This window comes from Bradyrhizobium sp. OK095, assembly GCF_900109945.1.
Lineage (GTDB): Bacteria > Pseudomonadota > Alphaproteobacteria > Rhizobiales > Xanthobacteraceae > Bradyrhizobium.
In genome coordinates, this window is record NZ_FOBX01000010.1 from 199145 (window position 1) to 218923 (window position 19779).

Sequence of the window (19779 nt, forward strand, 5' to 3'; positions counted from 1 at the left end):
CTCTCCAACACGACAAGGCGCCATTGCCCCCTCCGCTCCAGCATCGCGACGGATGTCGGCGATGATTGCCCCGACCGCTGCGCTATCCACGCTGACCCACGGCCTTCCTGACGAACTCCAGCCGCCGCGCCTGCGACGGCGCGACGCGCTCCTTCATCGCCGCGACGATTGCAGCCGGCGCGGTATCGGGCGAGCCAGCCTCGAAGGGCGGCGCGGGATTGTATTCCATGCGGAGCTGAATCATCTCCGCAGCCGCCCGGCCCCTCAACATCGAGACCAGGGTGAGCGCGAAATCGATTCCGGCCGTGATGCCGCCGCCGGTCATGCGGTTGCGATCGATGCAGACCCGCTCGCGCGACACTGTGGCGCCGAAGAACGGCAGGGCATCGATGGCCGTCCAGTGCGTCGCCGCGCGATATCCCTGCAAGAGGCCGGCCGCGCCAAGCACGAGCGAGCCGGTGCACACCGACGTGACATAGGTCGCCCCCCGCTCCTGCTTGCGCAGAAATGCGAGGACCTCTTCGTCGAGCATCAGCTCGTCGGTGCCATAGCCGCCGGGAACGCAGATCACGTCGAGCTGCGGGCAATCGGCAAAGGTAATGGTCGGCGTCAGCATGATCACGGAATCGCTTGGCACCGGTTCGATGCGCTTCCAGACCAGATGCACGTTCACATCAGGCAGGCTGGAGAAGACCTGCGCCGGACCTGTGAGATCGAGCTGGGTGACGCGGGGAAAAACCAGAAGACCGATCTGCAACGGACCCGACATGACCAACCTCGACATCGTGCTTGACGGTGACAGCCTGTCATGTTCGCCTTGAGATCGGAAACGGCGTATTTCCCTCATTTTTGGACGCGTCCATGATCGGCTTCCTGATCTTTCCCGAATTCCAGTTGCTGGACGCGGCCGGCCCGATCTCGGTGTTCGAGATCGCAAGACGTCACGCGCCGCATGCGCCGCGCGTGATCACGGTCGCGGCCCGAGCCGGCGCGGTGCGCAGTTCGTCGGGCACCGAGATGCTGGCGCGCAGCTTGCGATCGGCAAGCGGGGTCACGACGCTGTTCGTGGCAGGCGGCGAAGGCGTCGCGGCCGCCGCGCGTTGCAAGACGACGATCGCTTTCATTCAAAGACTGGCGCGGCGCGGCGTGCGCATCGCCAGCGTGTGCTCCGGTGCCTATCTGCTCGCCGAGGCAGGACTGCTGGATGGCCGCTGTGCAACCACACACTGGTCATGCACAAGCGACTTCACCGGGCGCTACCCGAAGATCAGGCTCGAGCCTGACCAGATCTTCACCCGGGATGGTCACGTGTGGACGTCAGCGGGCATCACCGCCGGGATCGATCTCGCGCTCGCCATGATTGCCGAGGACCATGGCGAGGAGATCTCGCAAGCCACCGCCCGGCAGCTCGTTCTCTATCATCGCCGCGGCGGCGGGCAGTCGCAGTTCTCGACCTTGCTCGAAATCAAGACGCCGAACGGCCGCTTCGGCGGCCTCTTGTCCTGGGTGCGCGAGAATCTGGACGCGCAGCTTACGGTCGAGGCGCTTGCCGAGCGCGCGGGATTGAGCGCGCGGCATTTCGTGCGCTCCTTCATCGCCGAAACCGGATCGACGCCGACCAAGGCCGTCGAGCGCTTGCGGGTCGAGGTGGCCCGCGAGCGGGTGCAGTCCTCCGGCGAGGCGATCGAGCGCGTCGCGCAATCCACGGGGTTTCGCGACCCCGAGCGGATGCGCCGCGCCTTCATCCGCGCCTTCGGCCAGCCCCCGCAGTCCCTGCGGCGCTCCGCGCGGAGCGCGTGAGCGGAAATCGCTCGGAGGGCGCACGCTGTCGTTGTCGGCTCAGCCGCCATACTGCTGCTTCATGTATTTCAGGTAGTTGCCGAGGTGGTGCTGCCAGAAATAGTCCAGCTTCTGGCATCCAGGCGTCCCATCGGTCGGGTTGCCGCCCGGATTGGCGAATAGCGGCAGCAGCGAGCCGGCGTCAGCATAGTTCAGCGAGGCCTGAATCTGGTCGAGGATCTGTTGGATCAAATCCGAGATCGTCGATCCGGTGATCGGTGCGGCGGTTGCCGCGCCGAGATCGGCGGCTTTCAAATGGATTGTCTCGGATGTCAGTCTCAGAGAAAGACTCTCGACTCGCTGCTTGAGCCGCCTCACCGCATCGTCGCGAACGCGATTGACTGCGCTCTCGCCGTCAGCGACCACGCTGCCGAGCGTGATCATGGCCTCAGGATTGGGACTGCCGCCGAACCCACGCAGCGGATTTGGCGTGTTGAGGTCTGATATCCACTCCAGGGCAAACGGTGCCTGAGGCACCCAGTCCTGCGTCGACGTCACCGCCCAACCATATCCGTCGACGGCGGCAAGCCGGGCGTAATCGTACGCGTAATGGTCGTTGCCGGCCTTGGCAGGCGCGAATGTATAGGTCTTATAGGCCGGCCCCTTGAAAACATCCGTCGAGTGCCGGACCAGCGAGGTCAGCAGCGTCGCGATCGACGCCCCCTGACTGTGCCCGGTGATGTAGACGTCGCCGCCTTGCTCCGCGAGCAGCGCCAAGGTCACGAACAATGGGCTATCGGTGGTGAACAGCATGAGCAGCAAGCTCAGAGCGAAGCCCGAATGCACACCGGCTTTCACCGCACTGTCCCCCTCGTCCCGCGCGAGATAAAACGGCAGCGGGATCGAACCGAGCTTCACGTCAAAGCGCGCGTTGATCAGGGGGAACAGCAAGTCGGCCAACACGCTAGCCGCACTTGCGACCGTGCCGCGCACTGCGATCGCGTATTGGGTGGTGTCACTCTGGTTCTGCCAGACCTGCCAGTAGTTATCCAATAGGGTGGAGTTCGTCGGGGTGAGGTCCTTGCGGATTGCCCAATTCGAGCTTGGATCGGGCACGGGGGGAACGCCGCAGGTTGCCACCACTTCGGTCAGCGATGGCGTGCCGGCATAGGCATGCTGCGCCATCTCGAGCAGAAGTTGCGCCTCCGCGAATTGGAATCCCGGCTTGAGCGTCATGCTGCCCTCCTTGCAAAGGTGCTCGACTCCTGCAGCCCGTGCTCGGACCCGGAAGCCAGCGACCGATATTTCGCATCTCTCGGAGTTAATCAATTATAGGGTGTAACATTATATAAACGCAATATGAAGGTGTCGATAAACCCGCGTCCCTGACAGGCCATTTCCAGGAGCACCTGCGTGAGCAGGGAGGATTCCGCGGCCCGCGTTCCGGGCTTTGCCCGCGAAGCTTTCTCTTGCGTCAGCGCTGAGAGGCTTGGTTGGAGAGAGCCGCGGCTTGATTTCCATGCCAAGGCAGAATATGACCACTGTGGTCATATTTGATCAAGGTATTATCATGCGTGAAATTCAGCTTCGGGACGCGAAGTCTGGGCTATCAGCGCTGGTCGATGACGCCGTGGGCGGCGAGCCAGCAATCATCACGCGGCACGGCAAGCGAGAGGCCGTGATCCTGAGCTATCAGGAATGGCAGCGGCTGTCGCAAGTGCCCTCCTTCGGCCGCCTGCTGATGGCAGCGCCGCTCGCGCCGGACGATCTGCCGCCGCGCGACACCACGCCGCTGCGTCAAACCGAGTTCTAGTCGTCTTGTATCTGGTGGACACCAATGTGATTTCGGCGGCGGCGCCGTCGAGATCGGCATCGCCCGCATTGGTCGCGTGGATGGATGACCATTCCGCCCAGCTCTACATATCGGCAGTGACCATCGCGGAAATCGAGGATGGCATCGCCAAGGCACGGCGCGAGGGCGCGACGCGCAAAGCGGCCGATCTCGACGCTTGGCTCGAGACGCTGCTGCATCTTTATAGAGAGCGTATTTTCGCCTTCGATACCGCGACAGCTCGACATGCAGGAGCCCTGTCGGATCGCGCGCGCGGACAAGGGCAAGCGCCGGGTTTCGCCGACATCATCATCGCCGCGACCGCCCTCCAGCACGGATTGACGATCCTGTCGCAAAATCTGAAGCATTTCGGGCCGCTCGGCGTGCGTGTGCTCGATCCTTTCGCGGCGCTGCCGCCGACATCTCCCTGATCAAACCATTTCGGCCGAGTCTTGAAGGCCGTGGGGTGCAGGTGCCTTTCGGGCGTCCCTCCACAAAAGGCGGGCGATTTTTGCCTTCTCTCTTTGCTCGATCGAACAAAAAGCTCTGTCGCCCACGACGATCCAACGCCAGCGGCCGCCCCTAAAATCAAGAAAAAACGCCAAACGAAAGCCGCCCGGAACTGATCTACGGGCGGAATTCTCCGATCAAGCAAATCGTATATTTTCGGGTGTGGTGCGCTCGGAGGGACTCGAACCCCCACGATTTTACTCACTGCCACCTCAAGGCAGCGCGTCTACCAATTCCGCCACGAGCGCTTTGGGGATGCCGGCCTGGGGCTTGAGGCCCGCCGGATCAACGGCGTCGATCTAACAAATCCATCAGAGGGGTACAAGCCTGCAAAAGCCCCCAATTCCACAAGCTTGGCAAGAAAATTGGCCCCCTGCCCGGATCGGCCCTATCGCGTGCCCGGGGCGCTACTGCTGCCGCTACCGCGTCCCCTGCGTGCGCGGCAGCATCTGCTTGACCTCGACGGCGATTCGGTTGCGGTCCACCAGCACGACGCCGGAGGCGACCGGCAGATTGTTGGCGAGAACCTTGACCTCGTCGGCCTCGGTTGCGTCCAGCTCGATGATGGCGCCGCGGGAAAGACGTAATACTTGATGGATCGGCATGGTGGTCGTTCCGAGGACAACCATGAGATCCACGGTGACTTTATCGAGAGTGGGCACTGTCAGGACCGCCGCAACTAGGGACTAGGACCAGGGACTAAAATTTGCGCCTCCGATCATCACCACGTTATGGTTAGCCAATGGTTAATTCGCCCCAAAACCCCCGCCAAAACAAGCGTCAAGAGCTCGATTTGACGTCGTTTTCCGCCTCAGGCGGCGAACCTGTCGAATGGCGAATCTCGGATGCCCCCGTACCCTATCCGGAGGCCGTAGCGGCCATGGAGGCACGAGTCGCAGAGATCGCGGCGGGCCACGCGCCGGAGCTGGTCTGGCTGCTCGAACACCCTCCGCTCTACACCTCCGGCACCTCCGGCAAGGAAAGCGATCTGCTCGATCCCCAATTCCCGACGTTTGCCACCGGGCGCGGCGGGCAGCTGACCTATCACGGGCCCGGCCAGCGGGTGGCCTACATCATGCTCGACCTCAAGCGCCGCCGGCCGGACGTGCGGGCCTATGTCGCGAGCCTGGAGGAGCTGATCCTGAAGACGCTCGCCGCCTTCAACGTCCGCGGCGAGCGGCGCGAGGACCGGGTCGGCGTCTGGGTGAAGCGGCCCGACAAGGGGCCCGAGCGCGAGGACAAGATCGCGGCGATCGGCGTCCGGCTGAAGCGCTGGGTCTCGTTCCACGGCATCGCCATCAATGTCGAGCCGGAGCTTGCGCATTTCGCCGGCATCGTGCCCTGCGGCGTCGCCGATCCCCGCTACGGCGTCACCTCGCTGGTCGATCTCGGCCAGCTCGTGACCATGGCCGACGTCGACATCGCACTGCGCCAGGCGTTTGAGGAGCTGTTCGGGCCGACACGCGCGCTGCTGCCGGAAGTGGCCGTCTAGAATTTTTCTGTTCGAGCCCGACCGCGTGTGCTCTCCGCTCGCCAGGGAATCAGCTACGCTTGCTTCAGGTGCCGCCCACGCCTCCCCCCTCCGCCGGGAAAGTACAGATCATACCGGGCGACTACACCATCGGACCGACTGTTCGAGCGCCAGGCATAAGGAGGGATTGCGTTTCAGCTCGCAATGGGAGGTTCTCTTGATGAAGCTGTCTGCACCCATCTATCATCTGAAGCGAAAAGCAAAACGCCTGTCGCGCGAGGAAGGCATTCCGCTGCACGACGCGCTCGACCGCATCGCCACGGCGGAAGGATTTTCCGCCTGGAGCATGCTCGCAGCGAAGGCCGCCGCAATGACGCCGGCCAACAAACTGTTCCCACAATTCCAGCCGGGTGATCTCGTGCTGGTCGGGGCGCGCCCCGGCCAGGGCAAGACGCTGATGAGCCTCGAACTTGCCGTGGAGGCCATGAAGTCGGGCCATCGCGCCGCGTTTTTCTCGCTCGAATACACCGAGAAAGACGTTCTGGATCGCCTCCGCGCGATCGGCGTAGACCCCGTGCAGTTCGACAAGCTGTTCGAGGTCGATTGCTCCGACGCCATCAGCGCTGATTACATCGTCAAGCAGATGGCCGTTTCTCCCCGCGGCACGGTCGTGGTGATCGACTATCTGCAACTGCTCGACCAGAGGCGGGAAAACCCTGATCTGACCGTTCAGGTGCATGCGCTGAAATCATTCGCGCGCGACAAGGGGCTGATCGTCGTCTTCATCTCGCAGATCGACCGGTCCTATGATCCCTCGATAAAACCCTGCCCTGATCTCAGCGATGTCAGGCTGCCGAACCCGCTGGATCTAAAACTGTTCGACAAGACGTGCTTCCTGAACAATTCCGAGGTTCAGTTCCGCGCGGCAAGCTGACGATCAGGCCGCGGGCGAGACGGCTCACCCGCGGCTTGCCGCCTTACGCCGCCTGCAACGACACTTCGAGCTTGCCGGCGATGTAGCGCCGCTCCTGGGTCAGTCCGCCAAAGCCGTAGGCGTCGCCCTTGACCTCGTCGACATGCAGATAGGTCTCGGGATGCAGCGGTCCCAAAATCTCGGCCATGCGCTTGAACATCGCGGCGAGATAGGTCGCCTTCTCATCCTTGGTGTTGGTGCCTTCGGTGACGTGGATGTCGATCCAGTAACTGGCGAGCTTCTGCTCGGCGAGCGACTTGCCACCGGCGAACCAGTCGGCGGCCTCCACCGACTTCACGATGATGGCGGTGACCTCAGGATCCTTGTGCAGGATTTTTGCGGTGAGCTCGGACACGGCGTTCGCGATGTCGGCCTTCAGGGACGGCGATTGACGGGAAGAGGTGTAGGACACGGTGATCAGGGGCATGGTGGTTCTCCCAAAAATGTCGCGCGGGGTTCGTGCGGCGTTGGTGAGAAGCTAGACCTTCCCTTGTCATTTTGGTATCTTATCTATGTTGATACCAGTGATAAGAATTCGTAATGACAGCCACCCTCGACATCGCCACCATCAAGGCCTTCCTGCTAGTCGCCGACCTCCAGAGCTTTACGCGTGCTGCCGAGGCGCTCGGCACGACGCAGGCTGCTGTCAGCCTCAAGCTGCAACGGCTGGAGACTTTGCTTGGAAAACGTCTCGTCGAGCGCTCGCCGCGTGCGGTCCGGCTCACCGCCGACGGCGCCAGCTTCCTCGATCGCGCCCGCGCGCTGATCGCCGCGCATGATCGCGCACTCTCGGGCGAGGCACCGGCCGCGCAATCGCTCTCGCTCGGAATCTCCGATCATGCGGCGGGCCCTGAGCTGGTGCCGCTGCTCGAACGGCTGCACGCGATGTCGGCGAACCTCACGCTGGCCGTCACCATCGGCTTTTCGCGCGAGATGCAGGACGCCTATGATGCCGGCCAGCTGGACGCCGTGATCGTCCGCCAGGAAGGCAGCCGGCGCGGCGGCGAGAAGCTCACCGAAGACGAATTCGGCTGGTTCGCGTCACGACGCTTCGCCCTGCCGAAGGGCGAGCCGCTGCCGCTCGCGACGCTCGCCCCGCCCTGCGGCGTCCGCGCCATTGCCGTGCGCGCGCTCGACAAGGCCGGGCTCGCCTGGCGTGAACGCTTTGTCGGCGGCGGCGTCACGGCAGTGGTCGCAGCAGCGCTTGCCGGACTCGCGATCGCGCCGCTCGCCCGGCGGATCGCACCTCCGGGCCTGGTCGATATCGGGCCAACGCACAAGCTGCCAAAACTCGGCAGCTCGAAGGTGATGCTGCATTCGAAGGTCAGCGACCCCGCGAAACTGGCGGCGCTGCGCGTGGTGGCGGCGACGTTCCGAAGTGTAGCCGCCACCTGACTCTCACAAAATTGCCTCAAACGCACTGCGCAGCGTCTCGTGCCGGAACACAAAACCGCGGCTCAGCGCCTTGTTCGGCAGCACGCGCTGGCCGCCCAGCAACAGCTCGTCGGCAAAGCCGCCACCGATCCGGCGCAGCAAGCCGCCGGGAATGCGAAACACGGCGGGCCGGTGCAGACGGCGCCCGAGCTCCTCGGTGAACTTTGCATTGGTGACGGGGATCGGCGCGGTGGCGTTGACGGGGCCTGCGAGATCGGGCGTCGCCATCACATAGGCGATCAGCCGGATCAGATCATCGCGCTCGATCCAGGACATCCACTGCCGCCCGGTGCCGAGCGGGCCGCCGAGCCCGAACTCGAACGGCGTCAGCATGCGCGTGACGAAGCCTCCTTCCGTGCCGAGCACGAGGCCGATGCGTAAATTGACCACGCGGACGCCAAGCTCCCCTGCCGGCCGCGCCGCCTTCTCCCAGGCCGCGCACAGCTCGTGGCTGAAGCAGGCGTGGGATTTCGCCGACTCCGTCAGCACCTGGTCGGCCCACAGGCCATACCAGCCGATCGCGGAGCCGCTGACGAGCACCTCGGGCTTGTGGTCGAGCCGCGCAATCAGCTTCACGACCTCGCCGGTCATGTCGACGCGGGAGCTGATGATCTTCGCGCGCTTCGCTTCGGTCCACAGGCCGTTGCCGATCGGCTCGCCCGCGAGATTGACGATGGCGTCGATTGGCGTGTCCGCGGCGAGCTGATCGAGGCTGGTGATCAGCGTCACCGGCGGCGGCAGCATCTCGGCCTTCGCGGGGTTACGGATCAGCGCAATGACGTTGTGCCCGGCGCCACCGAGGCTCGCCGCAAGGCGGCTGCCGATGAAGCCGGTGGCACCGGTGATCAGCACAGTCTTGCGACCGGGGATCTTTTCAACAAGTCCGGGTGCGGGAACGCTCTTCATGCGTCCCAGCCGGCGCACCGCGGCAAAGTCCCTGATGCCGCAGAGCGCAGCGCCGACCGCGCAGGCGCTCGCAGCGATGCTGAGCAGGCCCTGATAGAGGACCGTCACGCCAAAGGGCTGCACCGCCCACTCGATCAGCACGGGCAGCAGCAGCACCAGGATGGCACCGTAATTGATCGCGAGCAGCGTGTGATTGATGCGCTCGCTCGGCGGCAGTTTCCGGCTCAGATCCTCCTCGACAAAATCCATCAGCGTGATGATGATCTCGGCGACCAGCACTGCGACGACCAAGAGCGCCAGCACACCGTAGACCTCGAGCCAGCCGAGCAGCAGGAACAACAGCGCATAGAGCATGTTGCGGATGCCGTGCAGCTTCAGCTCGAAACGCTGCGACGGACGCCAGGCCAGGCGCTCGGTGAATTCGTGGTGATAGAAGGTGTCGAACACGCCCATCACGATCTGGATGGCGATGAGCGTCCACAACAGCGGTGTCATGACACGGCCTCCCTGAACATGGCGGACTGGTGGATCAGCGCGCCGTAACGCGGATGAATGACATCGAGGGTGAAGCGGAACGCGCCCTCGCCGAGATCGGAATGCGTCACCGTGAGATCGCCCGGCGTGAGCCATTGCGGCAGCGGGATCCAGAGGCGTCCGAGCTGCAACCCATAACCGGCGCTGCGGAAGGTCAGAGTCTCGCCCTCGACCGCGATGCGCAGCGCCATCGAGACGCCGAAGCCGACATATTCCTCGAGCCCGGTCGGCCCGGCAAAACGCTTGGCAGAATGAATCACCTGCGGAAAGCCGCGCTTGCGCGCGCAGATGCGGGTCCAGGTCTGCCCGCCGGTCGCGCCGTCCTCGGTAACAGTCACGATCATGGGCACGCCGGTGTCGCGGCCGGTCGGCAGCGGTCCGCCGATCAGGCGCGCGGCTTGTGCGAACCACCAGCCGATGTCGCTGAAAGCGACCTCGTCGACCACGCCGACATAGACGACGCTGTCACCGTCGGCGACGCGCTTTGAAAAGCGCCGCCAGGTCGCGAGCGGCAGGCGGCCCCAATCCTCGTCCGACAGCAGTGAGCGGAAGCGACGGTCGTCGAGCAGTTTGATGTGAGCGGAGGGAGTTGCGCTTGAGCCCGATAATCTCGCCGACGTCATCACACCCTCCTCGACACTATTTGGCCTTGCCCAGGGGCAGCAAATTGGCGATCTTTTCGCCAAGCCGCATCAAGGCGACCAGCCGCGTCCGCGGCACCTTCAGCATCTGCACGAACCAGTGGTCGGCGAGCTCGGTGAAGGCGAGCATCTCCTTCAGCCGTTTCGCTGCGACCGGATTGATGGTGGGATCGTCGGCGGCATCGGACACACAGGCCCTGAGCGCCGCGATCGCCGGATCGAGCTCCCGCTCCTTGCGCCGCGCCGCGATGCGTGCCGCAACCTCCCAGATATCGGTCTCGGCCTCGTAATGGTCGCGGCGGTCGCCGAGGATCGGCACCCGCCGGATCAGGTTCCAGGCCAGAAGCTCCTTGAGCGAGTTGGAGACGTTGGAGCGCGCCATGCCGAGCGTGTCGGCGATGTCCTCGGCCGTCATCGGCGCCTCGGCCAGATAAAGCAGCCCGTGGATCTGGCTGACCGAGCGATTGACGCCCCACTGATCCCCCATGTCGCCCCAATGCAGGATGAAGCGCTCGACGGCGGCGGGCAGTTTCTTCTTTCCGGTTATTTCTGTCATGACAGAAATATCTGACAGGCGCGATTGCGTGTCAAGTGCTTCGGCCCGGCTTGCCTTGCTGTATACCGTCGAGCTGTTTTGCCTAAGAATCCTTCAGGCGGCGGGAACCAAACGGACCTTCAAGCGTTTGCCCCGGTCGAGGCGGGGTGCCGGAATGATTAAAAAGTCCAGTCAACAGAGAGACTTGTTCGAAAGCGAGCGCAGTTTCAGGCTGTTGGTGGAAGGAGTCGCGGACTACGCGCTCTACATGCTCGACCCCACCGGGATCATCACGAGCTGGAACATCGGTGGCGAGCGCATCAAGGGCTACTCGCCGGACGAAATCCTCGGCGAGCATTTCTCCCGCTTCTACACCGAGACCGACCGCGCCAACGGCAAGCCGGCCCGTGCGCTCGGCATCGCGCGCGACCAAGGCCGCTACGAAGAGGAAGGCTGGCGCGTCCGCAAGGACGGCACGTTCTTTTGGGCCAGCGTCATCATCGACCCGATTTACGAGGACGGCGGGCTTGTTGGCTTTGCAAAAATCACGCGCGACATCACCGAGCGGCGCAATGCGCAGCTCAAGCTCGAGGTGATGCAGACGCAGCTTGCCGAGTCGCAGAAATTCGATGCGCTTGGCCAGCTGACCGGCGGCGTCGCACACGACTTCAACAACCTCCTGATGATCATCAGCGGCAGCCTTCACATCCTCAAGAAGGGCGACCCCAACGACGACAAGTTTCAGCGCGCGGTCATGGCGATCGAGACCGCCACCAAGCGCGGTGCCGCGCTGACCAGTCAGCTCCTCACCTTCGCGCGGCGACAGAGCGTCAATCCACAGGCAATCCATTTCGGCGACCGCATCGAAGCAATCCGCGAAGTCCTGCACGCCGGCGTCGGCAGCGCCGTTCGCCTCGCCTTTGACATCCAGCGCGATGTCTGGCCGGTGAAGGCTGACGTCTCCGAGTTCGAGACCGGACTATTGAATCTCGTCATCAACGCCCGCGATGCCATGCCCGACGGCGGCACAGTAACGATCGGCGCGCACAACATCGTCCTGGGCGATCCGCTCCACAGCGGCGAATTCGTCGCCATCACCGTCGCCGATACCGGACTTGGCATTCCCTCCGACGTCGTCGACAAGATCTTCGAGCCGTTCTTCACGACGAAGCCGGTTGGAAAAGGCACCGGCCTCGGCCTGTCGCAGGTGCACGGCTTCGCGCATCAGGCCGGCGGCACGGTCAAGGTCGCCAGCGAGCTCGGCAACGGCACGACCTTCACCATCCTGCTGCCGCGCGAAACCGTGACCGCGCCGAGCCAGACGCCCGAGACGGCGCCGGTTCTCGGCAGCGGCACGGTGTTGCTGGTCGAAGACAATCCCGATGTCGCAATCGTCAGCATCGGTCTGCTTGAGCAGCTCGGCTACCGCGTGCGCCGGGTCGCCGACGCCGAGTCGGCGCTGCTCGAGCTCGAGAATAACGGTGTCGACTTCGTATTCTCCGACATCGTCATGCCCGGCAAGATGGACGGGTTAGGCCTCGCCCATTACCTCCGCCAGCTCCACCCCGGACTGCCGATCCTGCTCGCCAGCGGCTACAGCGACGCCGCCGCGGGCGTGCGCGGCGATTTCCCGATCCTGCGCAAGCCGTATGAGATCCACGAGCTGAGCGAGGCGATCTCGAAACTGCCGCGGTAACTCTTAACCTCGCCGCACCTACACCGTCGGCAACACCGAAAACGCTTCCCCTGCCCTGCGCAGGTTCAGCTCATCCGCACTCGCCGTCTCGCTGGTCACGCTGTCGACGCGCGACGACGGCGGGCCGTGGCGACACAGGGCGACCATGTCGGCGACGTGCTTCGGCGTCCCGGCGAACAGCGCCTCGACGCTGCCATCGCGGCGGTTGCGAACCCAGCCTTCGAGGCCGCAGGTGACCGCTTGCGACTCCACCCAGGCCCGATAGCCGACGCCCTGCACGCGCCCGCGGATCATGACCTGGAGGATCGCGCGGCTCATTTTTTCAGTCCGAGAAAGTCGGCGCTGCGCGCCTTGACGTCAGTGTCGCGCATGACGCGGCTGGTCAGTTCCGCGGACGGCAATCCCTTGAGTGCTTTCGGCGCCGTTCCCTCGCGCAGCGCCTTCTGCGTCTCGTAGACGGCCTGCGTCGCGGCCGCGATCGGCGCGTGGCCCTGGAGCGCGATGCGCACGCGCTGGCTGGCGAGATAGTCGATCGCGTTCAATTCGTCCGGCGCGCCGCCGAGCACGATCGGCAGATTCGTGGCGGCGACAATCGCCTCGAGCTCGGCGCGCGACTTGATGCCGGTGAAGAACAGTGCGTCGACGCCGGTTGCCTCATAGGCCCTGGCACGGCGGATGGTGTCGTCGAGCGACGTGATCGCGGCAGCTCCGGTGCGGCCCATGATGACCAGCGAGGGATCGCTACGGCCATCGAGCGCGGCCTTCATCTTGCCGACGCCTTCTTCCAGCGAGATCAGCTGCGGCTTCGCTTCGCCAAAGGCGGCGGGCAGAAGCGTGTCCTCGATGGTGAGGCCGGCGGCGCCCGCGGCCTCCAGCTCCTGCACCGTGCGACGCACGTTGAGCGCGTTGCCATAGCCGTGGTCGGCATCGACCAGCACCGGAAGTGCTGCCGCCCGCGACATCCGCCGCATCTGCTCGCAAAGCTCGGTGAGCGTGATCAGGGTGATATCGGGGTCGCCAAGCACCGCGAGCGAGGCGACCGAGCCGCCGAACATGCCGATGGGAAAGCCGAGGTCCTCGGCGATGCGGATCGAGATCGCGTCATAGACCGAGCCGGGATGGACGCAGGCTGAGCCCGACAGGATCGAACGCAGTTTGTCGCGGCGGGAACGAAAGGCCATGGTGCTGTCTCAGCCAAGTTACGAAGGCCGCATCATACTCCGTCATTGCGAGCGAAGCGAAGCAATCCAGAAATGCGTCCACGGAGGCAGACTGGATTGCTTCGTCGCTAAGGGCTCCTCGCAATGACGGTGGTTGTGGCCTCAGCGGAGGCCCACTCACGTCCTACGCAAACTCCAAAATCAGCGCGTCGACCGCGAGCGTCGCGCCGGCGCTGGCGTGGATCTTCTTCACGGTGCCGTCCTGCTCCGCGCGCAGCACGTTCTGCATCTTCATGGCCTCGACCACCGCGAGCGTCTCGCCGGCCTTGACCTCCTGGCCCTCGATCACCGCGATCGAGACGATGAGGCCGGGCATCGGGCAGAGCAGCTTCTTGCCGGTGTCGGCAGCCGTCGTCACCGGCATCAGTTTCGCCGATGCTGCTTCCGCCTCGGTCCAGACATAGACCGGCACCTCGACGCCCTGATGCGCGAGGCGAATGCCGTTGGCGATCGGGCGGGTCTGCACCGCGACGACATGGCCGTCGATGGTACCCTGCCAGACCGGATCGCCCGGCTTCCATGCGGACTGCAACAGATGCGCATTGCCGGCCTTGCCGGCGGCATCGACGAAGCGGATCGCGATTGCCTCGCCTTCGCGCGCGACCTCGAGCAAAATCTCCAGGCGGTCGAGCCAGACCGCGCGGCGGCGCTCGCGCTGCACGATGCGGCCGCCCATCTGGCCGGAGATTTGCCGCTTGCGCTCACCAAGCACGTGGTCGACGGCGGCGCCGACCGCAGCGATGCGACGCGCGACCTCGCCTTCGGGCACGCGCACCGCAAAGCCCTTGGGAAATTCCTCGGCGATGAAGCCGGTCGAGAGATTGCCCTCACGCCAGCGCGGATGGTGCATCAGCGCGGACAGGAATGGGATGTTGTGACGGATGCCATCGACATAGAATGAATCCAGCGCGATGGCCTGCGCCTCGATCGCGGCTGCGCGCGATGGCGCATGCGTCACGAGCTTGGCGATCATCGGATCGTAATGGATCGAGATCTCGCCGCCCTCTTGCACGCCGGTGTCATTGCGCACGGTGATGCCGTCCTGGCTCACTTCGGCCGGCGGACGGTATTTTACCAGACGCCCGATCGAGGGCAGGAAGTTGCGGAACGGGTCTTCGGCATAGAGGCGCGATTCCACCGCCCAGCCGGTCAGCGTGACGTCCTTCTGCGTCATCGCGAGCTTCTCGCCGGCGGCAACGCGGAGCATCTGCTCGACGAGGTCGACACCCGTGACGAGCTCGGTGACGGGATGCTCGACCTGGAGGCGCGTGTTCATCTCCAGGAAGAAGAAGCTCTTGTCTTGCCCAGCGACGAACTCGACGGTGCCGGCGGAATCGTAATTCACGGCCTTGGCGAGTGCCACCGCCTGCTCACCCATCTTACGGCGGGTCGCTTCGTCGAGCAGCGGCGACGGCGCTTCCTCGATGACCTTCTGGTTGCGGCGCTGGATCGAGCATTCGCGTTCGCCGAGATAGATGACGTTGCCGTGCTTGTCGCCCAGCACCTGGATCTCGATATGGCGGGGATTGACGATGAATTTTTCGACGAAGACGCGGTCGTCACCGAACGAGGCCTTGGCCTCGGCCTTGGCGAGGTTGAAGCCTTCGGCCACCTCGGACTTCGAATGCGCGATGCGCATGCCCTTGCCGCCGCCGCCGGCGGAGGCCTTGATCATCACGGGATAGCCGATCTCGTCGGAGATCTTGACCGCGTGCTTGTCGTCCTCGATGACGCCGAGATAGCCCGGCACAGTCGAGACTTTTGCTTTTGCGGCCGCCTTCTTGGATTCGATCTTGTCGCCCATCGCCGCGATCGCGCCGGGGTTCGGGCCGATGAAGACGATGCCGGCAGCCTCCAGCGCGCGCGGAAACGCTTCGCGCTCGGAGAGGAAGCCGTAGCCGGGATGCACGGCCTCGGCCCCCGTTTTACGGCAGGCATCGACGATCTTCTCGATCACCAGATAGCTCTCGGCCGCAGCAGGCGGCCCGATCAGCACAGCCTCGTCGGCCATCTCGACATGGAGGGCGTCGCGGTCGGCCTCGGAATAGACTGCAACCGTCTGAATTCCCATGCGGCGAGCGGTCTTGATGATCCGGCAGGCGATTTCGCCGCGATTGGCGATCAGAATGCGTTTGAACATGCTTTTCTTGAATCTCGACCTTGGGCGGGACCCTTCCCTGGCCGTTGAGACCTGCGGGGAACGGGCCGTACGGCTCCCGTGGTACATCAAAATGGGCCGGAGGCAACGGTCTAAATCCGGCCCCTCTGGCGTACCAGCGCAAGACCGAAACGGTCCGGCTGGCCCCTTCAGCGGCCTATGGCTTCATGGCCTTGGCAACGTCCCGGACGAGGCCGTGAATGAAGCCCAGTTTGGCGACCACCGCGGGCGACAGGATGAACGGATAGAGGTCGCGCATGCCCATGGCACGGTTGACGCTGTTCATGGCGAAGGTGAAGGGCAGCCATGCGTTGACGATCGCTTCGATGCCTCTTGCCTCGTAGGGGTTGAAACGGATGCGCGCAGTCAACTCCCCGTCGTGGTCGACCTTGGGACGCACCTCCATGCCGAACTCGGAGGCCATTTCCAAGGTATCGACGATGTGGAGATAGTGCGCCCAGGTCTCGGCAAAGTCCTCCCAGGGGTGGGTCGTGGCGTAGGAGGAGACGTAGCTCTGCTGCCAGTCCGGCGGCGCACCTTCGGCGTAGTGGCGTTGCAGGGCCTCGCCGTAATCGACTGAATCGTCGCCGAATACAGCGCGGCATTCTTCCAGCTTGCCGCCGTCGCGGACCAGCACATCCCAAAAATAGTGTCCGACCTCGTGGCGGAAATGCCCGAGCAGCGTGCGATATGGCTCGCCCATCTCGAGCCTCCGCCGTTCGCGCTCAGTGCCGTCGGTTTCGGTGAGCGCGATCGTGATCAGACCGTTGTCGTGACCGGTCAGAATCTTCTCCCCGCTGTTCGGGTCGTCGGCGAGGAAATTGAAGATCAGGCCATGCTCGGCGTTCTCCTGCCGGGTCTGGAGCGGCAGCTTCCAGCGGATCAGGGAATAGAACAGCCGGTGTTTCGCCACCTCCAGCTCGCGCCAGCCGGTGAGCTGAACGGGGTCGGAGAGGTCAGGCACGATGCCGTTGTGGCGGCAGGCGCGGCAATAGCCGGTGGTATCGCTAGCATCGGTCAGCCAGTTACAGGCGTCGTACTCGGCATTGCGGCACAGCATGCGGCCCTTGCCCTTGTCGGCGAGCGTGGCCCAGCCCTCCCCGTCAGGCTCGATCGCCGACATCGTCTCCTTCTCGGGCAGGAAGGCGACCTGGTGGCCGCAGCGTTCGCAGGCGCGGTTCTCGAAATAGAGGACGTTGCCGCAGGACTGGCAGACAAAGAGCTTCAAGATTTAGCCTCTTCGGAAACGGAGTTTTGTGAATAAGAGTTGTGGCGCCTCGCAGATACGCGCTCCGACGGCTCATCGTTCCAATGTTTGGAACAAATAGCCAGACCCGGCGTTCGTTCATACCCACCACAATGTGTTCAGTGGCGCATATTCCCCCCCGGACAATGGCCATCACGCTCCTTCTGTGTGAATATCGGTCCGGCACGTGCGCTCACGCATCACAACGGCCGACACCTTGAACGATCCATTGCCCGAGACCATCGCCGCCGAACGGCTGCGCCAGCACCTCGAAGACATCGCGCGCGAGCGCGACAACGCCTATCGCGCGCTCCAGGAGCGCGAGGCCGAGCTCGCGCGCATCCAGCGCATCGGCAAGGTCGGCGGCCTCGAGGTCGATTTCCGCGAGGGTTTCAAGAATCGCCGATCGCCTGAATATCTGATGCTCCACGGGCTGCCGCCTGAGGCCGCCGATGAATCGCATGAGGACTGGGTCACCCGCATCCATCCAGACGACCGCGACGCCACGGTGAAACACTTCCTGGAGGCGCTTTCCGGGACCAGCGAGGATTACACCGCCGAATACCGCATCATCCGTCCGAGCGACGGCAAGACCCGCTGGATCCGCGTCGTCGCCAAGATCGAACGCGACGCGGACGGTCGCGCCATCCGCCTCGTCGGCGCCCATATCGACATCACCGGCCAGGCGCTGGCGCGCGAGACGCTGCGCGAGAGCGAGGAGCGTTTCCGGCTGATCGCCGACAGCGCGCCGGTGCCGATCTGGGTGACAAAGCTCGACCGCACGCGGTCATTCGCCAACCAGGCCTATGTCGACTTCGTCGGCCTGCCTTACGACCAGGCCATCGCCTTCGACTGGCGCAAGGTGCTGCATCCGGACGACCTGCCGCATGTCTTGCAGCAATCCGTCCAGGGCGAAGCGTCGCTCAAACCGTTCGTGCTGGAGGCGCGCTACAAGGATTCCTCCGGCGAATGGCGCTGGCTGCGTTCGGAATCGCAGCCGCGCTGGGACCCGACCGGCAAGCACATCGGCTTCATCGGCGTTGCCCACGACATCACCGCCGCAAAGCAGGCCGAGATCGAGCTCCGCCAGCTCAACGAGACGCTGGAAGAGCGTATCGTCGAGCGCACCGCCGAGCTCGAATCCAACGAAGCCCGGCTGCACGCCATCCTTGGGACGAGCAACCAGTATCAGGGCCTGGTCAATCTCAAGGGCGAATTGCTGTACGCCAACAAGACCGCCCTCGACGGCCTCAAGGCGCGCTCCGAGGATGTGATCGGCAAGCTGTTGTGGGAAACGCCGTGGTTCACCGGCACCCACGGCATGAGCGCAACCGTGCGCGAGGCTTTCGACACCGTCCTCCGGGGCGAAGCGGTGCGGATGGAGATGCGGCTGCGGCTGCCGATCGGCGAGCGCGATTTCGAGTTCGGCATGCGCCCCGTGCTCGACCGTCACGGCAACATCACCGGCGCGGTGCCCGAGGCCGTCGACATCACCGAACGCCGCCGCGGCGAAGAGGCGCTGCGGCAATCGCAGAAGATGGAGGCGATCGGTCAGCTCACCGGCGGCGTCGCCCACGACTTCAACAACCTCCTGACCATCATCCGCTCGGCCACCGACTTCCTGCGCCGTCGCGAGCTGCCGGAGGAGCGCCGCCGCCGCTATGTCGACGCCATCTCCGACACCGTCGAGCGCGCCTCGAAGCTGACCGCGCAGCTTCTGGCCTTCGCGCGCCGGCAGCCGCTGAAGCCGCAGATCTTCAACGTCGGCAGCCAGGTCGAGGCCGTCGCGCAACTGGTCCGGCCGCTGGTCGGCGGCCGCATCGAGATCGTCGTCGAGATCGACGATGCCGACTGTTTTACGGTCGCCGACATCGCGCAGTTCGAGACCGCGCTGATCAACCTTGCCATCAACGCCCGCGACGCCATGGATGGCGAAGGCCGCCTCACCATCGCCGTGCGCAAGGTCGAGGGCATTCCGAGCCTGCGCGCGCAATCGGCGCGCGGCGGCGACTATGTCGCGATCTCGGTGGCGGACACCGGCAGCGGCATTGCACCCGAACATATCGACGCCATTTTCGAGCCGTTCTTCACCACCAAGGAGGTCGGCAAAGGCACCGGCCTCGGCCTCAGCCAGGCATTCGGCTTCGCAAAGCAGTCCGAAGGCGACATTGCGGTGACGAGCACACAAGGCAAAGGCGCGACCTTCACGATCTACCTGCCGCAGGCGCAGAGCCCGGCCGCCGAGAAGGAAGCCGCAGCGCTGACCAGCGAGACCTCGACCACCGGGCGCGGCTATCGCGTGCTCGTGGTCGAGGACAATGACGATGTCGGCCAGTTCTCGACAGAGCTTCTGGAAGACCTCGGCTATGTCGTCCGCCGCGTCGCCAACGCCAATGCCGCGCTCGCCATCCTCGGCGAGAACGAATTCGCGGTCGACCTGGTGTTCTCCGACGTCATCATGCCCGGCATGAACGGCGTCGAGCTTGCCGGCATCATCCGCGAGCGCTATCCGGGCCTGCCCGTCGTGCTCACCTCCGGCTACAGTAACGTGCTCGCCGAAAACGCCCATCGCGGGTTCGAGCTGATCCAGAAGCCGTATTCGGTGGAGTCGCTCTCGCGCATTTTGCGCAAGGCGATCACGGAGAAGCTGTCGGTGGCGCGGTGACTCCGCTGTCGTCCCGGACAAGCGCAGCGAAGCTGCGCGCCGATCCGGGACCCATAACCACAGGATCGTGTTTGGCGAAGAGCGACGATCCGCGTGCCCCAAGATAGCTTCCGCGGTATGGCTCCCCGATCTGCGCTTACGCTTGTCCGGGACGACAGCGGAGTGCGCGGTGACCAGATG

General features: G+C 64.4%; 19 protein-coding genes and 1 tRNA gene. 8 read left to right on the top strand and 12 right to left on the bottom strand.

The window, feature by feature from the left end:
- Nucleotides 1–82: 82 nt before the first annotated feature.
- Nucleotides 83–769: a DJ-1/PfpI family protein gene (locus BMW89_RS26275; RefSeq protein WP_092030295.1), complete on the bottom strand. Its 687-nt coding sequence runs from the start codon at nucleotides 767–769 to the stop codon at nucleotides 83–85.
- A 92-nt stretch (nucleotides 770–861) separates the two neighbouring features.
- Between BMW89_RS26275 and BMW89_RS26280 the strand changes: the two genes are divergently transcribed.
- Complete coding sequence (locus BMW89_RS26280) at nucleotides 862–1800, top strand: GlxA family transcriptional regulator (protein WP_092030515.1); 939 nt, start codon at nucleotides 862–864, stop codon at nucleotides 1798–1800.
- Between the two features lie 39 nt (nucleotides 1801–1839).
- On the opposite strand, the gene BMW89_RS26285 is transcribed toward BMW89_RS26280, so the two are convergent.
- Entirely contained in the window at nucleotides 1840–3015 is a 1176-nt protein-coding gene (locus tag BMW89_RS26285) for a lipase family protein (RefSeq protein WP_092030298.1), read from the bottom strand.
- Nucleotides 3016–3349: 334 nt separating this feature from the next.
- On the opposite strand from BMW89_RS26285, the gene BMW89_RS26290 reads away from it, so the two are divergent.
- Both BMW89_RS26290 and BMW89_RS26295 read left to right on the top strand, forming a co-directional pair.
- On the top strand, nucleotides 3350–3592 hold the full coding sequence (locus BMW89_RS26290; RefSeq protein WP_092030301.1) for a type II toxin-antitoxin system Phd/YefM family antitoxin: 243 nt from the start codon (nucleotides 3350–3352) through the stop codon (nucleotides 3590–3592).
- A 5-nt stretch (nucleotides 3593–3597) separates the two neighbouring features.
- On the top strand, nucleotides 3598–4041 hold the full coding sequence (locus tag BMW89_RS26295) for a type II toxin-antitoxin system VapC family toxin (protein WP_092030304.1): 444 nt from the start codon (nucleotides 3598–3600) through the stop codon (nucleotides 4039–4041).
- Between the two features lie 242 nt (nucleotides 4042–4283).
- Here BMW89_RS26295 and BMW89_RS26300 read toward each other — a convergent pair.
- Nucleotides 4284–4368: transfer RNA gene (locus BMW89_RS26300), tRNA-Leu, on the bottom strand.
- Nucleotides 4369–4539: 171 nt separating this feature from the next.
- The gene (locus tag BMW89_RS26305; RefSeq protein ID WP_008141759.1) at nucleotides 4540–4782 is read right to left on the bottom strand and encodes a FliM/FliN family flagellar motor switch protein; all 243 of its coding nucleotides are present in this window, start codon (nucleotides 4780–4782) and stop codon (nucleotides 4540–4542) included.
- An 80-nt stretch (nucleotides 4783–4862) separates the two neighbouring features.
- Here BMW89_RS26305 and lipB point away from each other — a divergent pair, with 80 nt between their 5' ends.
- Nucleotides 4863–5612, top strand: coding sequence for a lipoyl(octanoyl) transferase LipB (lipB, locus tag BMW89_RS26310; RefSeq protein ID WP_092030306.1), 750 nt, complete (start codon nucleotides 4863–4865; stop codon nucleotides 5610–5612).
- A gap of 199 nt (nucleotides 5613–5811) precedes the next feature.
- On the top strand, nucleotides 5812–6525 hold the full coding sequence (locus tag BMW89_RS26315; RefSeq protein ID WP_177196317.1) for a DNA helicase: 714 nt from the start codon (nucleotides 5812–5814) through the stop codon (nucleotides 6523–6525).
- Nucleotides 6526–6568: 43 nt separating this feature from the next.
- Here BMW89_RS26315 and BMW89_RS26320 read toward each other — a convergent pair whose 3' ends face one another.
- Nucleotides 6569–6991 carry a tautomerase family protein gene (locus tag BMW89_RS26320; RefSeq protein WP_092030309.1) on the bottom strand — a complete coding sequence of 141 codons (423 nt, stop codon included), beginning with the start codon at nucleotides 6989–6991 and terminating at the stop codon, nucleotides 6569–6571.
- 113 nt (nucleotides 6992–7104) lie between these two features.
- Between BMW89_RS26320 and BMW89_RS26325 the strand changes: the two genes are divergently transcribed.
- The gene (locus BMW89_RS26325) at nucleotides 7105–7959 is read left to right on the top strand and encodes a LysR family transcriptional regulator (RefSeq protein ID WP_092030312.1); all 855 of its coding nucleotides are present in this window, start codon (nucleotides 7105–7107) and stop codon (nucleotides 7957–7959) included.
- A 3-nt stretch (nucleotides 7960–7962) separates the two neighbouring features.
- Here BMW89_RS26325 and BMW89_RS26330 read toward each other — a convergent pair whose 3' ends face one another.
- The 3 genes from BMW89_RS26330 to BMW89_RS26340 are packed head-to-tail and all read right to left on the bottom strand — an operon-like array spanning nucleotide 7963 to nucleotide 10635.
- Entirely contained in the window at nucleotides 7963–9399 is a 1437-nt protein-coding gene (locus tag BMW89_RS26330) for a TIGR01777 family oxidoreductase (protein ID WP_092030315.1), read from the bottom strand.
- Complete coding sequence (locus tag BMW89_RS26335) at nucleotides 9396–10061, bottom strand: DUF4166 domain-containing protein (RefSeq protein WP_092030317.1); 666 nt, start codon at nucleotides 10059–10061, stop codon at nucleotides 9396–9398. Before BMW89_RS26335 ends, BMW89_RS26330 begins: the two co-directional genes overlap by 4 nt.
- A 16-nt stretch (nucleotides 10062–10077) precedes the next feature.
- Complete coding sequence (locus BMW89_RS26340) at nucleotides 10078–10635, bottom strand: GbsR/MarR family transcriptional regulator (protein ID WP_092030320.1); 558 nt, start codon at nucleotides 10633–10635, stop codon at nucleotides 10078–10080.
- Between the two features lie 154 nt (nucleotides 10636–10789).
- Between BMW89_RS26340 and BMW89_RS26345 the strand changes: the two genes are divergently transcribed.
- Complete coding sequence (locus BMW89_RS26345; protein WP_092030322.1) at nucleotides 10790–12310, top strand: PAS domain-containing hybrid sensor histidine kinase/response regulator family protein; 1521 nt, start codon at nucleotides 10790–10792, stop codon at nucleotides 12308–12310.
- Between the two features lie 18 nt (nucleotides 12311–12328).
- Here the strand turns inward: BMW89_RS26345 and BMW89_RS26350 are convergent, their stop codons facing one another.
- The 4 genes from BMW89_RS26350 to BMW89_RS26365 form a co-directional block, all read right to left on the bottom strand.
- A complete protein-coding gene (locus BMW89_RS26350; RefSeq protein ID WP_092030325.1) occupies nucleotides 12329–12628 on the bottom strand; it encodes an acylphosphatase in 300 nt (99 codons plus the stop codon).
- Nucleotides 12625–13491: an isocitrate lyase/PEP mutase family protein gene (locus tag BMW89_RS26355; protein WP_092030327.1), complete on the bottom strand. Its 867-nt coding sequence runs from the start codon at nucleotides 13489–13491 to the stop codon at nucleotides 12625–12627. The genes BMW89_RS26350 and BMW89_RS26355 overlap by 4 nt, the downstream gene beginning before the upstream one ends.
- A 163-nt stretch (nucleotides 13492–13654) precedes the next feature.
- Nucleotides 13655–15670, bottom strand: coding sequence for an acetyl-CoA carboxylase biotin carboxylase subunit (locus tag BMW89_RS26360; RefSeq protein WP_092030330.1), 2016 nt, complete (start codon nucleotides 15668–15670; stop codon nucleotides 13655–13657).
- 175 nt (nucleotides 15671–15845) lie between these two features.
- Nucleotides 15846–16916: a zinc-binding metallopeptidase family protein gene (locus BMW89_RS26365; protein WP_092030333.1), complete on the bottom strand. Its 1071-nt coding sequence runs from the start codon at nucleotides 16914–16916 to the stop codon at nucleotides 15846–15848.
- A gap of 205 nt (nucleotides 16917–17121) precedes the next feature.
- Here BMW89_RS26365 and BMW89_RS26370 point away from each other — a divergent pair, with 205 nt between their 5' ends.
- Nucleotides 17122–19599, top strand: a complete 2478-nt coding sequence (locus BMW89_RS26370) for a PAS domain-containing hybrid sensor histidine kinase/response regulator (RefSeq protein WP_092030335.1) — start codon at nucleotides 17122–17124, stop codon at nucleotides 19597–19599.
- Nucleotides 19600–19779 lie beyond the last annotated feature (180 nt).

Coding starts and splice junctions, on each gene's coding strand:
- BMW89_RS26275 (WP_092030295.1), bottom strand. CDS start 769: ATGTCGGGTCCGTTGCAGATCGGTCTTCTGGTTTTTCCCCGCGTCACC.
- BMW89_RS26280 (WP_092030515.1), top strand. CDS start 862: ATGATCGGCTTCCTGATCTTTCCCGAATTCCAGTTGCTGGACGCGGCC.
- BMW89_RS26285 (WP_092030298.1), bottom strand. CDS start 3,015: ATGACGCTCAAGCCGGGATTCCAATTCGCGGAGGCGCAACTTCTGCTC.
- BMW89_RS26290 (WP_092030301.1), top strand. CDS start 3,350: ATGCGTGAAATTCAGCTTCGGGACGCGAAGTCTGGGCTATCAGCGCTG.
- lipB (WP_092030306.1), top strand. CDS start 4,863: ATGGTTAATTCGCCCCAAAACCCCCGCCAAAACAAGCGTCAAGAGCTC.
- BMW89_RS26315 (WP_177196317.1), top strand. CDS start 5,812: ATGAAGCTGTCTGCACCCATCTATCATCTGAAGCGAAAAGCAAAACGC.
- BMW89_RS26320 (WP_092030309.1), bottom strand. CDS start 6,991: ATGCCCCTGATCACCGTGTCCTACACCTCTTCCCGTCAATCGCCGTCC.
- BMW89_RS26325 (WP_092030312.1), top strand. CDS start 7,105: ATGACAGCCACCCTCGACATCGCCACCATCAAGGCCTTCCTGCTAGTC.
- BMW89_RS26330 (WP_092030315.1), bottom strand. CDS start 9,399: ATGACACCGCTGTTGTGGACGCTCATCGCCATCCAGATCGTGATGGGC.
- BMW89_RS26335 (WP_092030317.1), bottom strand. CDS start 10,061: ATGACGTCGGCGAGATTATCGGGCTCAAGCGCAACTCCCTCCGCTCAC.
- BMW89_RS26340 (WP_092030320.1), bottom strand. CDS start 10,635: ATGACAGAAATAACCGGAAAGAAGAAACTGCCCGCCGCCGTCGAGCGC.
- BMW89_RS26345 (WP_092030322.1), top strand. CDS start 10,790: ATGATTAAAAAGTCCAGTCAACAGAGAGACTTGTTCGAAAGCGAGCGC.
- BMW89_RS26350 (WP_092030325.1), bottom strand. CDS start 12,628: ATGAGCCGCGCGATCCTCCAGGTCATGATCCGCGGGCGCGTGCAGGGC.
- BMW89_RS26355 (WP_092030327.1), bottom strand. CDS start 13,491: ATGGCCTTTCGTTCCCGCCGCGACAAACTGCGTTCGATCCTGTCGGGC.
- BMW89_RS26360 (WP_092030330.1), bottom strand. CDS start 15,670: ATGTTCAAACGCATTCTGATCGCCAATCGCGGCGAAATCGCCTGCCGG.